Raw genomic sequence first — 12,475 nt, 5'->3', positions numbered from 1 at the left:
CCCCCAGATGCACCGCGCTCAGATGACCCTGCCCATTCTATATAGTTTTCGGCGTTGCCCCTATGCCATCCGTGCCCGGCTTGCGCTGCAGATCTCTGCCATTTCTACAGACCTGCGCGAGATCGTTTTGCGCGACAAAGCGCCCGCTTTTTTATCCATTTCGCCGAGCCAAAGCGTACCCTGCCTGCAGCATGAAAATTTTGTGATTGATGAAAGCCTCGATATTATGATTTGGGCGTTAAGGCAAAATGACCCACAGGGCTGGCTAAAAATGCCCGATGCAGGCTATGCGCTGATTGAGCAGAATGACGGAGCGTTTAAAGCCGCATTAGACCGCACAAAATACCCCAACCGCTTTCCCCAAGATGATCCGCTAAAAAATCGCCAGATCGCCAGCGAATTTTTGCAGCTCTTAAACGAGCAGCTGCAGGCAGGGTTCTTATTCGGGCCCACCGCAACTCTGGCAGATAGCGCGATATTGCCTTTCGTACGTCAATTCGCCTTTATCAATAAACCCTGGTTCGACGCCCAGCCATGGCCCTATGTGCAACGCTGGCTAGAAGGTTTTCTAGGCTCTGATGCATTTCATCTTGTGATGCAAAAATATCCCAAATGGCAATACGGCGATCCCCCAACGCTGTTTCCAAGCCTGCAAAAACACCACGTCTAAATAACCGGATATGGTTTAAAAAGTTTTGGTCCCAGCGGGCCGAAAAAAATAACCCAACGCGGCGTATCTACGCCTGTGGAGACGCTGACCTAATCTTGGCTGCCCAGTCAGTAGGAAAAGCGCAAATAGCGCTGGAAAAGCAGTCAGCCGAGCGCTAGCTTGCTCTCAACTGATCACGTAAAGGCAAATTTACAATGCAATTGATTTTCTCGGCCGCCTCGCCCTTTGCCCGCAAAGTCTATGTATTGATCCATGAAGCCGGACTGACAGAGAAAATCGCTTTAAAAACCGTGCAAACCACGGCCTTTAACAGCGCCGCAGATTTGAAAGCAGCAAACCCGCTCGCCAAACTGCCCACTTTGATCACCGAAGATAGCGGGGCATTGTTCGATAGCCGGGTGATTTGCCGCTACTTAGATGATTTTGCAGGCAGCAATTTATATCCCAAAGAAACGTTGTGGGATGTGCTGACCCTAGAGGCCTTAGCTGATGGCATAGCAGAATCGGCCGTTTCGATGGTCTATGAACTGCGCCTGCGCGCCGCGCATGAGCAATCGCATAGCTGGATCGAAGCCCAATGGGCAAAAGTTGAGCAAGCCCTTGATGCATTAAATGCCGGGGATTTCTCTGCGCTAGATGGGCCGCTGAATATGGGGCAATTGGCGTTGGCCTGCAGCTTAGGCTATCTTGATTTCCGCCATCAGGCGCGGGCTTGGCGCGATGGGCGCGACCAATTAAGCGCCTGGCATCACCGTTTTTCACAGCGTAAATCGATGCTTGATACCCAGCCTGACGGCTAATCCAAGCCGCGAGTAAGGCGCAGGCTGCCCCCAAAGCCGATCTAACCGCGCAAACCTGCGCCCTGCGAAAATTGCAGCCGCCCTAGCCTTGCAAAGATTTGACGTTTAATGCACCTTCCTCGCGCGCTTGCATCGCCAGAGCCGCCGCATAAGAGGCCGCAGCCGTGGTGTAATAGGGGATCTTATCGAAAAGCGCGACCGCACGGATATCACGACTATCCTCCACAGCTTGCGCCCCTTCGGTTGTGTTCATCACCAAAGAAATCTCTTCGTTTTTCAGCATATCAACGATATTCGGGCGTCCCTCATACATCTTGTTCACAACATCGCAGCTGATCTTATGCTCCGATAGGAAGGCCGCGGTGCCCCGCGTGGCGACCAAAGCGAACCCAAGCCCAACCAAGATCTGCGCTGTTTCCACCATCTGTTCGGTTTTATCAGCATCTTTGATCGACATAAACACGCGCGTGTCTTGCCCCGACTTGGGCCGTGGTAAATCCATACCAGCGCCCATCTGTGCCTTTAAAAATGCACGCGCAAAACTTTGATCCCAACCCATCACCTCACCGGTCGAGCGCATTTCGGGCCCCAAAATTGTATCTACACCGGGGAAGCGCGCAAACGGCATCACCGCTTCTTTGACGCTATACCAAGGCATATCGGGATCGGCCAAGGTCATTGGATCTGCGATCGGCACCGATTGTTCATAAGAAGCTTCGCCATAAGGCGCGCGCAGTGGAAAGTTTTCCATCGGCTCTCCCGCCATCAGACGCGCCGCAATTGAGGCAATGGCGCTATCGGTGGCTTTGGCCACAAATGGCACAGTGCGGCTGGCGCGCGGGTTAACTTCAATCAAATAAATCTCGCCATCTTTTACCGCGAATTGTATGTTCATCAGCCCCACAACACCCAGCGCCAGAGCCAAGGCCTGGGTTTGCTTTTTCAATTCCTCAATAATGTCAGAAGAAAGAGAATAGGGCGGCAAAGAACAGGCGCTATCGCCTGAATGCACGCCGGCTTCTTCGATATGCTGCATAATGCCCGCCACATGCACGGTAGTGCCGTCACAAAGCGCGTCTACATCACATTCAACAGCACCCGCCAAATAGCTGTCAAGCAAGACAGGGCTATCGCCAGAGACCACAACCGCCTCTTTGATATAGCGTTCCAATTGTCCCATATCGCGCACGATTTCCATCGCCCGGCCGCCCAGCACGTAAGACGGACGGATCACCAAAGGAAACCCTAGCCCTTGGGCAATTTCAATCGCCTGTTCATTCGTGCTGGCAATGCCGTTCTTGGGTTGCTTTAGTCCCAGATCTTGCACCAGTTTTTGAAACCGCTCGCGATCTTCGGCCAAATCAATCGCATCCGGCGTGGTGCCCAAAATCGGAATTCCTTCAGCGTCCAGCGCTTTGGCCAATTTCAAAGGGGTTTGCCCGCCAAACTGCACGATCACCCCGTGCAAAGTGCCCATTTCTTGTTCAACACGCAGAATTTCCATCACATGTTCGAATGTAAGCGGCTCAAAATATAGCCGGTCTGAGGTATCATAATCAGTAGAAACCGTTTCAGGATTACAATTCACCATGATGGTTTCATAGCCCGCATCGGTCAGTGCAAAGCAAGCATGACAACAGCAGTAATCAAATTCGATTCCCTGCCCAATACGGTTTGGGCCACCGCCCAAGATTACAACTTTTGAAGCCTCGGTCGGGCGCGCTTCACATTCCACATCGCCCATCATCGGGGCTTCATAGGTGGAATACATATAAGGAGTTTGGGCTTCAAATTCAGCCGCGCAGGTATCAATCCGCTTGAACACGGCCGTCACCCCCTTCGCATGGCGCAGCTGGCGTATCGCGGTTTCGCTCTTCCCCGTCAAATGGGCAAGACGGGCATCGGTAAAGCCGAACATTTTCAACTCGCGCAGAGCCTCTGTATCTTGCGGAAGCCCATTTGTCTTCACGGCCTCTTCCATATCAACGATTTCGCGGATCCGCGCCAGAAACCAAGGGTCAAATTTGGTGACGGCAAAAATTTCATCATCGCTCAACCCATGGCGCATCGCTTGCGCAATCGTGCGCATCCGATCCGGCGTTTGCAAACTGATCGCGCGCACAACCGCAGCTTTTTCGGGTGCCCCTTCGATCTCAACCTCATCAAAACCGGTGAGACCGGTTTCCATAGACGCCAACGCTTTTTGCAACGATTCATGAATCGTGCGGCCGATTGCCATCGCTTCTCCGACAGATTTCATCGCTGTGGTCAGCGCAGGCTGCGAACCGGGAAATTTCTCAAAGGCAAAACGTGGAATTTTGGTTACAACGTAATCGATTGTCGGCTCAAAGCTTGCAGGCGTTACGCGGGTGATATCATTGTCCAGCTCGTCAAGCGTATAGCCAATCGCCAGTTTGGCGGCAATTTTTGCAATCGGAAACCCGGTTGCTTTAGAGGCCAGCGCAGACGAGCGAGACACGCGCGGGTTCATTTCAATCACCACCATGCGGCCATCTTCGGGATTGATCGCCCATTGCACGTTCGAGCCGCCAGTCTCCACCCCAATTTCGCGTAACACGGCGATCGAATGGTTCCGCATGATTTGATATTCTTTATCCGTCAACGTCAGCGCTGGCGCTACGGTGATCGAATCGCCCGTATGCACGCCCATCGGATCCACATTTTCAATCGAACAAACGATAATGGCGTTATCCGCTGTGTCGCGAACCACTTCCATTTCATATTCTTTCCAACCCAGAAGCGATTCATCCACCAAAATCTGGTTCACCGGCGAAGCATCCATGCCCGTGCGGCAATAATATTCAAAATCATCGCGGTTATAGGCCACGCCGCCGCCTGTTCCGCCCAACGTAAAGGCTGGGCGAATGATCGCGGGCAATCCAATTTCATCCAAGGCCTCATTGGCCATGCGAACGCCGGCGTTCAAATCGGTTTTACCTTCGGCATCTTTCGGCGCGGTAATAATCGTGGCTTTGGGGTTTTCGATCCCCAACCGATCCATCGCTTCGCGAAATAATTTACGATCTTCAGCCATTTCAATCGCATCACGCTTCGCGCCGATCATTTCAACGTTGAATTTGTCTAAAACGCCCATTTCCTCTAGCGCCAAAGATGTGTTCAACGCAGTTTGCCCACCCATCGTGGGCAATAACGCGTCGGGGCGTTCTTTTTCGATTATCTTAGCAACCACATCTGGGGTGATCGGTTCGATATATGTGGCATCCGCCAAGCCCGGATCCGTCATAATCGTGGCCGGATTGGAATTGACCAAAATCACCCGATACCCTTCTTCTCGCAACGCTTTACAGGCCTGCGCCCCTGAATAGTCAAATTCACAAGCTTGTCCGATAACAATAGGACCGGCTCCGATGATCATGATCGATGAAATATCGGTTCTTTTGGGCATTATAAAACCTTTGATAAAGCGGCGAAACAGCCGAGCGCTGCCAAGCAAGACGCGGCAAATTGTTGTGGGTTATAGAGATCACGCTGCAAGGTGCAAGTGCCTAGGCAAAAATACCATTATTTGCAGTAAAAGTGTCTGTCTTCTTCGGTAAACTGGTCCTATGAGGAACGTAAGAATAGCAGCGGACGTGACATGAAGATTCGGTTTGACACAGGCGATGCGCAACAACCGCGCAGTTTTGACCACCCGATCAGGGTGATTTGCGCTGCCTCCCCCTCAGCGCTGCCAAACGCGCTGGCAGCTTTGGATGCGGCGCTTTCACAAGGGCACTGGATCGCGGGCTACGCCAGCTATGAAATGGGCTATGCGCTCGAGCCGCGCCTCAACGCGGCAATGCCGGAAAAGCGGCAATGGCCTTTGCTGTGTTTTGGCGTTTACAAAGGCCCAACAGCGCGGCGACCCGTCTTAACCACAGCCCACCGGGCCGCGCAGCTTGGCGCCTTTACCCCGCAATGGCAGTTTGACGAGTATGAAAAGGCCTTTTCCACCATCCAACATTATATCGCTGCGGGGGATATTTATCAGGCCAATCTTACCTTCGGGCTAACAGCGGAATTCCAAGGATCGGTTGCGCGTTTGTTTGACGATCTCAGCGCTTACCAAGCGGTAAAACACGGCGCCTTGGTCGAACAAGAGGATGGCCGGGCGATCATATCGCGGTCTCCAGAATTATTTTTTCGCACAGACGCGTCAGGGCAGATCGAAACCCGCCCGATGAAAGGCACACAGCCGCGCGGCATCACGAAACCTGAAGACCAGAAACGGCTAAACTATCTGCAATCTGACCCGAAAAATCGCGCAGAAAACCTGATGATTGTAGACCTTCTGCGCAATGATATTTCGCGCATTTGCGAGGCAGGATCGGTGAAAGTGCCTTCGCTTTATCGCGTGGAAACCTATGCCACCGTTCATCAGATGACCTCGCAAGTTTTGGGTCAATTGCGCAAAGACCAAACACTGTCTGATATTTTCAAGGCGTTGTTTCCGTGTGGCTCTATCACCGGTGCGCCAAAATTGCGGGCGATGCAAATTTTGCGGGATTTGGAGCCCGAGCCGCGTGAAATTTATTGTGGCACGATCGGCTGGGCCGCGCCGGATGGCAGCTCTGAGTTCAACGTTGCGATCCGCAGCCTGATGATCGATAACCAAAGCGTTCAATTAAACGTTGGCGGCGGCGTGGTCTATGACAGCGATGCCGCCTCAGAATATGAGGAAGCTCTGTGGAAAGCCCGCTTCGCAACCACATTCCAAAAAACTGCCGATTGATTGAAACCCTGCGGATTGATCCGCAGCGCGGGGCGGTGGATATAAAACGGCATTTAGACCGCATGTGCCTAAGCGCGCAAAAATTGGGATTTGTTTTTCAGCGCGGCTTCATCACCGAAAAACTTCAAACAATCAAAACCACCAAAGTCTTGCGATGCAGGCTTACCATTGACCAAGCCGGAGCCGTTGAAATAACCCAGGCGCCGCTTGCCCCCACGCAGCCCGAATGGCAGGTTGCCATCAGCGCGCAGCGGTTAACTTCCTATGATCCCTGGCTGCGCCATAAAACCACCCAACGCCAGATCTATGATGACGCTCGCGCTGCGCTGCCACCCCATATCGATGAGATGATCTTTTTCAACGAAAAAAATCATCTCTGTGAGGGCACGATCACCAATGTTTTTCTCCAGCTTAAAACCGGAGAATGGGTGACGCCCCCAATCAGCAGCGGGTGCTTGCCCGGCGTGTTACGAGCCCGCAAACTGGCAAAACGTCAAGTGCGGGCAAAAATAATCACCGCTAAAGATTTGGAAAATTGCCAGTCGTTTTGGCTTGGCAACGCGCTTAGAGGCGAAATCAAAGGCAAACTGCTTCTGGGATGACTTGACATCAGCCCCACAACCCTGTGTATCGACACAAGAATTGATCTTTGCTTGGAAAGGCCAAAGCCATGCACGTCTATCGCAGCCATACATGCGCCGACCTGAATAAATCAAATGTCGGAGAGACCGTACGTCTTTCAGGCTGGGTGCACCGCGTGCGTGATCATGGTGGGTTGCTGTTTATCGATCTGCGCGATCATTATGGCATCACGCAGGTGATGGCAGACCCGGACAGCCCCGTGTTTGCAGAAATTGAAAAGCTGCGCAGCGAATGGTGTATTCGCATTGATGGCAATGTCATGCTGCGCGATGAAAGTCTGATCAACGACAAAATTCCAACGGGTGAGGTTGAGGTATTTATTCGCGATCTGGAAGTTTTGGGGCAAGCTGAAGAGCTGCCGCTGATGGTCTTTGGCGAGCAAGATTATCCTGAAGAAACGCGCCTGCGCTACCGCTATTTGGATCTGCGCCGTCAAAAGTTGCAAGACAATATGAAGCTGCGCTCAGATGTGGTGGCCAGTATCCGACGCAAAATGTGGGACCGTAATTTCCGCGAATACCAAACCCCGATCATCACAGCCTCAAGCCCGGAAGGCGCGCGCGATTTTCTGGTGCCAAGCCGACTGCACCCGGGCAAGTTCTATGCATTGCCGCAGGCGCCCCAACAGTTCAAACAACTGATCATGGTCTCGGGCTTTGACAAATATTTTCAAATTGCCCCCTGCTTTCGCGATGAAGATCCGCGGGCGGATCGCTCTCCAACTGATTTTTATCAACTTGATCTTGAGATGTCATTTGTCACGCAACAGGATGTGTTTGACACGATTCAACCTGTTTTACGTTCGGTTTTTGAAGATTTTGGCGGCGGGCGCACGGTCGATGCCGATTGGCCTCAAATCTCTTATCGCGATGCAGCGCTTTGGTATGGCTCGGATAAGCCAGATCTGCGCAACCCGATCAAAATGCAGCGCGTTTCTGATCATTTCCGCGGGTCGGGCTTTGCAATTTTTGCAAAATTATTGGAACAAGAGGGCACTGAAATTCGCGCCATCCCCGCACCCGGGGGCGGCAGCCGCAAGTTTTGTGATCGAATGAATGCGTTTGCGCAAAAAGAAGGCTTGCCTGGCATGGGCTATATTTTCTGGCGCAGCGGCGAAAACGGCATGGAAGCGGCGGGGCCTTTGGCCAAAAATATCGGGCCAGAACGCACAGAAGCGATCCGGCAGCAGCTTGGCCTGGATGTGGGGGATGCTGCGTTTTTCTTGGGCGGAAAACCAAAAGCCTTTGAGGCGGTTGCCGGCCGCGCCCGCAACGTAATTGGCGAAGAGCTTAATCTAACCGACAAAAATCGCTTCGCCTTTGCTTGGATTGTTGATTTTCCGATTTACGAACAGGATGCGGAAACCGGAAAAATCGATTTTGAACATAATCCATTTTCGATGCCGCAAGGCGGTATGGAGGCGCTTGAAGGTGATCCTCTTGCGGTTTTGGGCTACCAATATGATCTGTCTTGCAACGGGTATGAATTGGTTTCTGGCGCGATCCGAAACCACAAACCCGAAATCATGTTCAAAGCCTTTGAAATCGCCGGCTATGATGAAAGCGAAGTGCGCAAAAGATTTGGCGGCATGGTCAACGCGTTCCAATTTGGCGCACCGCCGCATGGTGGATGCGCCGCCGGGATTGACCGTATCGTGATGCTGCTGGCCGATGAGGCAAATATCCGCGAAGTGATCATGTTCCCCATGAACCAACGCGCCGAAGACCTTATGATGGACGCGCCAAGTCAGCCGATGGCAGATCAATTGATGGAGTTGAACCTGCGAGTCATCCCGCAAGACTAAAGCGGCAGAAGCGCCATCAATATGCAGCGCACGATGTTAACAATCGTGGTTTATAGAATTGCGATCTGGCCAATGCGGTGTTCAATTTTTGCGCAGAGCTGATCAATATCGCCGGTTTTTATGGCCTCTCGCATAAAATCATCGCCGCTGGCCGCGCACACCCCTGCTAAAAAACTGCGGATAAAGCCTTCTTCCTTGGCAGAGGGGTAATCTTTCAAACTGATCAGCGCCTGCACTAAATCATCGCGAAAGGTAATCAAATCAGGCGTGACCGGCGCATCTTGCAGAACAATCGGGCCTTTGGGTTTTTGCTCGATGGGCAAAAGCTGCAAAATCGTTGATTGAAAGCAAGAGAGGTTTTCAAAAGGTTTTGCAAGAAATCCATCCGCGCCCGCTTGCAAGCTTTGATAATGCATCAGATCATCCCCGCTGGTGCCCAAAATCACACCAATGCGCGGAGATGCGCCCGCCAATTCTGATATCAACTGAAGGCCGGATCCATCCGGCAAACCAACGTCGATAATGACGATTGTGGGGAAGTAAACGTTCAAATGCCGGCGCGCCGCCGCCAAACTATCCGCGCGGCGCAATCGCGCACCGCTGTGCAAACACATCAAACGCGCCGCTTCACAGATAAAACGGCTATCTTCGACAATCAGAACTGTTTTTCCGATTAAGGGCCGAGTGTTGCGCCCCATTGGCGTCAGTTCTACCAGATCCAATGAATTCATGCACGCCTCCTGCGATTCTGAAACCATCCTGCCTCAGGGTGGCTAATAAGCGGTTAATTCAAGTCAGAACGCGCGGGCGGCTCTTGCACCGCCGCCACTCTCAGCGCATAAGGTTGCGCAATCGATAGGAGAGCTCAGATGATCGGACGCCTCAATCATGTGGCCATCGCCGTCCCCGACTTAGAACGCGCTGCAGAGCAATATCGCAGCACCCTAGGGGCTGAGGTTGGCCCCGCCCAAGATGAGCCTGATCATGGCGTCACCGTGGTATTCATCACGCTGCCAAACACCAAGATCGAGCTGCTTTATCCTTTGGGAGAAACCAGCCCTATTCAAAGCTTTCTTGATAAAAACCCAAGCGGCGGAATCCACCATATCTGTTATGAGGTGGACGATATTAGAAAAGCCCGCGACCAACTTATTGAGGCTGGCAGCCGGGTTTTGGGCAAAGGCGAGCCAAAAATCGGCGCGCATGGAAAACCTGTGCTGTTTTTACATCCCAAGGACTTCAACGGCACCTTGATTGAACTTGAACAAGTGTAGCGAATAGGAAACCGAATATGTCTATAACCTCTGCGCTGGTTCTCTTTGCCGTTCTGTGGTTTTTAACCTTTCTGGTTGTGATCCCTATTCGCCTCAAAACGCAGGGCGATGTTGGCACGGTCGTGCCAGGCACGCATGCCGGAGCGCCGGAAGATCACAATTTGAAAAAGAAGGCTTGGATTACCACAGCGATCGCCGCGGTGCTTTGGGCCGTGATTACATCGATCATCTTATCCGGTGCGATCACCATACGTGATCTGGATGTGTTCAACCGGATGGGCCCTGCCACGACAAACGAAAGCCCTGCGGATCAATAACAGCGCGATGCGCGGCGTTACTTAAGACAAACCACGCCCGCGCAAGGCGCCTAGCAATGTTGATGTAAAGAACAACGCCGCCGCACAGCAAATAATGCTGGGGCCGGTTGGTGTATCCCAATGCAATGAGGCCGCAAGACCGCCAAGCGTTGCACAAGCACCAAACGCCGCCGCGATCAAGGCCATCGCTTCAGGTGTATTTGCAAAATTACGCGCCGCAGCTGCTGGAATAATCAACAAAGCCGCGATGAGGATGGCTCCGACAATTTGAATGCCCAACGCCACAATAAGGGCCAAGGCCAGGGTCAATACCAATTGCTCACGCTTGGGGTTAATCCCTTCAGCCTGCGCCAAATCGCGGTTCAAAGTGCAGGTCAGCAAGGCCGACCAGCGCCACCCAAGCAACCCGACCACGAGGAAAAGACCAAGGCCGATCCACAGAAAATCGGACCAAGCAACCGATAGAATATCCCCGAAAAGATAGGCCATCAGATCGATCCGCACATCCGAGAAAAACGACACCGTCACCAAGCCCAAAGCCAACGTTGAATGCGCCATCACCCCAAGCAACGTATCTAATGTTTGACCGCGGGCCTGCAGCGCAGAAATCGCCAGCGCCATTGCAAGCGCAATCAGCAAAACGCCAATAAACACCGGCAGTGCAAACGCCAAAGACAGGGCCACACCCAAGATTGAGGCATGCGCTGTGGCATCGCCGAAATACGCCATCCGCCGCCAAACCACAAAACAGCCAAGCGGCGCAGCCGCCAAAGACAATGCCACACCCGCCAAGATCGCCCTTACCAAAAAGGCGTCAAACATCTCCATCAGGCCAGCTCTTTGGCATTGGCATCGGGCGCAACCTTTGGCCCCGTAACTGTCGCAACCGGCCCGCGCGGGTGATCATTATGGTGATGATCGTGGTGATCGTCATGCTCATGGTCATGGTCATGGTCATGATCGTGCTCATGGCGGTAAAGCGCCATCGCACCATCTGTTGAGGCCCCAAAAAGCGTTTGATATTCAGGGCTCGAGGCAACCTGCTCTGGGCTTCCTTGGCAGCAGACATGCCCGTTCAAACAAATCACCCGATCAGAGGCCGCCATCACAACGTGCAAATCATGGCTCACCAACAGCACTGCGCAGCCAGTATTTTGCCGCACCGTTTCTATTTGCCGATAAAAAGCAGCTGCTCCAGAATGATCCAAACCTTGCGTCGGCTCATCCAAAATTAACAGCTGCGGGCGGCATAACAGCGCGCGCGCCAATAAAACGCGCTGAAATTGTCCACCAGACAGCTGTGATAACTGCGCCTGCGAAACATGCCCCAGCCCCGCCTGCGCCGCCGCCGCCTCAAGATCTTTGGCCGGCACCCGGCGTGGCAGCGCCATAAACCGGCTGACAGTCAGCGGTAAGGTCGCATCGATATGAAGCTTTTGCGGCACATAGCCAATGCGCAAGCCAGCTTGCCGGGTTAAAGCGCCTTTCAGCGGAGTTATTGAGCCAATAAGGCTGCGCAGCAAGGTGGTTTTTCCTGACCCGTTGGGGCCAATAACAGTGAGGATTTCGGCCGATGAAATGCTGAGATCAACGTTTTGCAGAACCGTTCGGCCATTCAACGCAACGCTCAGGTTTTTTGCCGTAATCAAGCTCATTCCGGTTGATCAGTCAGACAATTGGGACAAATTCCTTCGGCTTCGATCACCGCTTTTTCGATTACAAACCCTGCCGAGTTCGCCACATCGCTTAACGGGCCGCGGGTTTCATCCACGCGCGTTTCGGCAACCGACGCGCAGCGCCGACAAATCAAAAACGCTGGCGAGTGGTGCAACCCAAGATGCGCGCAAGCAATAAAGGCGTTCAGCTTTTCAATTTTATGCGCAAAGCCGCGCGCCACCAAAAAATCAAGCGCCCGATAGGCCACCGGCGGCTGATGCTTAAAGCCATCTTCGCGCAACTGATCCAGTATTTGATACGCCCCCATCGCCCGATGCGCCTGCAAGAGCAACTCTAACACCCGCTTTCGCACTGGGGTGAATTGGACGCCCTCTTCAACGCAAAGCGCATCCGCGCGGGCCACCCCCTCGCTGATACAGGCGGCATGATCGTGTTTGTGGAATCCTAAATTCATCCTGCCTGTGTACTAAAGTAATTTGCGCATTCCAATGCCAATTCCTCTTGATATGTTATTCTGTAACAAATAAAGAGTGAACGA

At 52.8% G+C, this 12,475-nt stretch carries 12 protein-coding genes; 7 read left to right on the top strand and 5 right to left on the bottom strand.

All coding sequences use genetic code 11. The features are described 5' to 3' along the window. The first annotated feature begins 22 nt into the window (after window positions 1–22). Complete coding sequence (locus UM181_07090; protein WQC64364.1) at window positions 23–670, top strand: glutathione S-transferase; 648 nt, start codon at window positions 23–25, stop codon at window positions 668–670. A 194-nt stretch (window positions 671–864) separates the two neighbouring features. Continuing rightward, on the top strand, window positions 865–1,470 hold the full coding sequence (locus tag UM181_07085; protein WQC64363.1) for a glutathione S-transferase: 606 nt from the start codon (window positions 865–867) through the stop codon (window positions 1,468–1,470). A gap of 82 nt (window positions 1,471–1,552) precedes the next feature. Here the strand turns inward: UM181_07085 and carB are convergent, their stop codons facing one another. Further along, window positions 1,553–4,897, bottom strand: coding sequence for a carbamoyl-phosphate synthase large subunit (gene carB, locus UM181_07080; GenBank protein WQC64362.1), 3,345 nt, complete (start codon window positions 4,895–4,897; stop codon window positions 1,553–1,555). A 192-nt stretch (window positions 4,898–5,089) separates the two neighbouring features. On the opposite strand from carB, the gene UM181_07075 reads away from it, so the two are divergent. From UM181_07075 to aspS, 3 genes are all read left to right on the top strand, one after another. Further along, entirely contained in the window at window positions 5,090–6,223 is a 1,134-nt protein-coding gene (locus UM181_07075; protein ID WQC64361.1) for an aminodeoxychorismate synthase component I, read from the top strand. After that, a complete protein-coding gene (locus tag UM181_07070; protein WQC64360.1) occupies window positions 6,220–6,825 on the top strand; it encodes an aminotransferase class IV family protein in 606 nt (201 codons plus the stop codon). Before UM181_07075 ends, UM181_07070 begins: the two co-directional genes overlap by 4 nt. A 68-nt stretch (window positions 6,826–6,893) precedes the next feature. Next, entirely contained in the window at window positions 6,894–8,669 is a 1,776-nt protein-coding gene (aspS, locus tag UM181_07065) for an aspartate--tRNA ligase (protein ID WQC64359.1), read from the top strand. Window positions 8,670–8,719: 50 nt separating this feature from the next. Here aspS and UM181_07060 read toward each other — a convergent pair whose 3' ends face one another. Continuing rightward, window positions 8,720–9,400 (bottom strand): response regulator, encoded by a 681-nt coding sequence (locus UM181_07060; GenBank protein WQC64358.1) that lies wholly within the window; start codon window positions 9,398–9,400, stop codon window positions 8,720–8,722. 138 nt (window positions 9,401–9,538) lie between these two features. On the opposite strand from UM181_07060, the gene mce reads away from it, so the two are divergent. After that, a complete protein-coding gene (mce, locus tag UM181_07055; GenBank protein WQC64357.1) occupies window positions 9,539–9,943 on the top strand; it encodes a methylmalonyl-CoA epimerase in 405 nt (134 codons plus the stop codon). Between the two features lie 17 nt (window positions 9,944–9,960). Beyond that, window positions 9,961–10,260, top strand: a complete 300-nt coding sequence (locus UM181_07050) for a DUF1467 family protein (GenBank protein WQC64356.1) — start codon at window positions 9,961–9,963, stop codon at window positions 10,258–10,260. A 21-nt stretch (window positions 10,261–10,281) separates the two neighbouring features. On the opposite strand, the gene UM181_07045 is transcribed toward UM181_07050, so the two are convergent. Genes UM181_07045 through UM181_07035 form a run of 3 tightly spaced genes read right to left on the bottom strand, consistent with a single transcriptional unit; the run spans window position 10,282 to window position 12,391 of the window. Then, window positions 10,282–11,088 (bottom strand): iron chelate uptake ABC transporter family permease subunit, encoded by an 807-nt coding sequence (locus UM181_07045; protein WQC64355.1) that lies wholly within the window; start codon window positions 11,086–11,088, stop codon window positions 10,282–10,284. Continuing rightward, window positions 11,088–11,915, bottom strand: a complete 828-nt coding sequence (locus UM181_07040) for a metal ABC transporter ATP-binding protein (protein WQC64354.1) — start codon at window positions 11,913–11,915, stop codon at window positions 11,088–11,090. Before UM181_07040 ends, UM181_07045 begins: the two co-directional genes overlap by 1 nt. Next, the gene (locus UM181_07035; GenBank protein WQC64353.1) at window positions 11,912–12,391 is read right to left on the bottom strand and encodes a transcriptional repressor; all 480 of its coding nucleotides are present in this window, start codon (window positions 12,389–12,391) and stop codon (window positions 11,912–11,914) included. The genes UM181_07040 and UM181_07035 overlap by 4 nt, the downstream gene beginning before the upstream one ends. Window positions 12,392–12,475: the final 84 nt, after the last annotated feature.

Source organism: Alphaproteobacteria bacterium US3C007 (genome assembly GCA_034423775.1).
In the GTDB taxonomy this organism is placed as follows: domain Bacteria; phylum Pseudomonadota; class Alphaproteobacteria; order Rhodobacterales; family Rhodobacteraceae; genus Thalassovivens; species Thalassovivens spotae.
This window is presented reverse-complemented; position numbering and strand designations above follow the sequence as displayed.

What these genes read in the sequence shown, in the direction of transcription:
- UM181_07090 (WQC64364.1), top strand. Translation starts at nt 23, where the DNA reads ATGACCCTGCCCATTCTATATAGTTTTCGGCGTTGCCCCTATGCCATC.
- UM181_07085 (WQC64363.1), top strand. Translation starts at nt 865, where the DNA reads ATGCAATTGATTTTCTCGGCCGCCTCGCCCTTTGCCCGCAAAGTCTAT.
- carB (WQC64362.1), bottom strand. Translation starts at nt 4,897, where the DNA reads ATGCCCAAAAGAACCGATATTTCATCGATCATGATCATCGGAGCCGGT.
- UM181_07075 (WQC64361.1), top strand. Translation starts at nt 5,090, where the DNA reads ATGAAGATTCGGTTTGACACAGGCGATGCGCAACAACCGCGCAGTTTT.
- aspS (WQC64359.1), top strand. Translation starts at nt 6,894, where the DNA reads ATGCACGTCTATCGCAGCCATACATGCGCCGACCTGAATAAATCAAAT.
- UM181_07060 (WQC64358.1), bottom strand. Translation starts at nt 9,400, where the DNA reads ATGAATTCATTGGATCTGGTAGAACTGACGCCAATGGGGCGCAACACT.
- mce (WQC64357.1), top strand. Translation starts at nt 9,539, where the DNA reads ATGATCGGACGCCTCAATCATGTGGCCATCGCCGTCCCCGACTTAGAA.
- UM181_07050 (WQC64356.1), top strand. Translation starts at nt 9,961, where the DNA reads ATGTCTATAACCTCTGCGCTGGTTCTCTTTGCCGTTCTGTGGTTTTTA.
- UM181_07045 (WQC64355.1), bottom strand. Translation starts at nt 11,088, where the DNA reads ATGGAGATGTTTGACGCCTTTTTGGTAAGGGCGATCTTGGCGGGTGTG.
- UM181_07040 (WQC64354.1), bottom strand. Translation starts at nt 11,915, where the DNA reads ATGAGCTTGATTACGGCAAAAAACCTGAGCGTTGCGTTGAATGGCCGA.
- UM181_07035 (WQC64353.1), bottom strand. Translation starts at nt 12,391, where the DNA reads ATGAATTTAGGATTCCACAAACACGATCATGCCGCCTGTATCAGCGAG.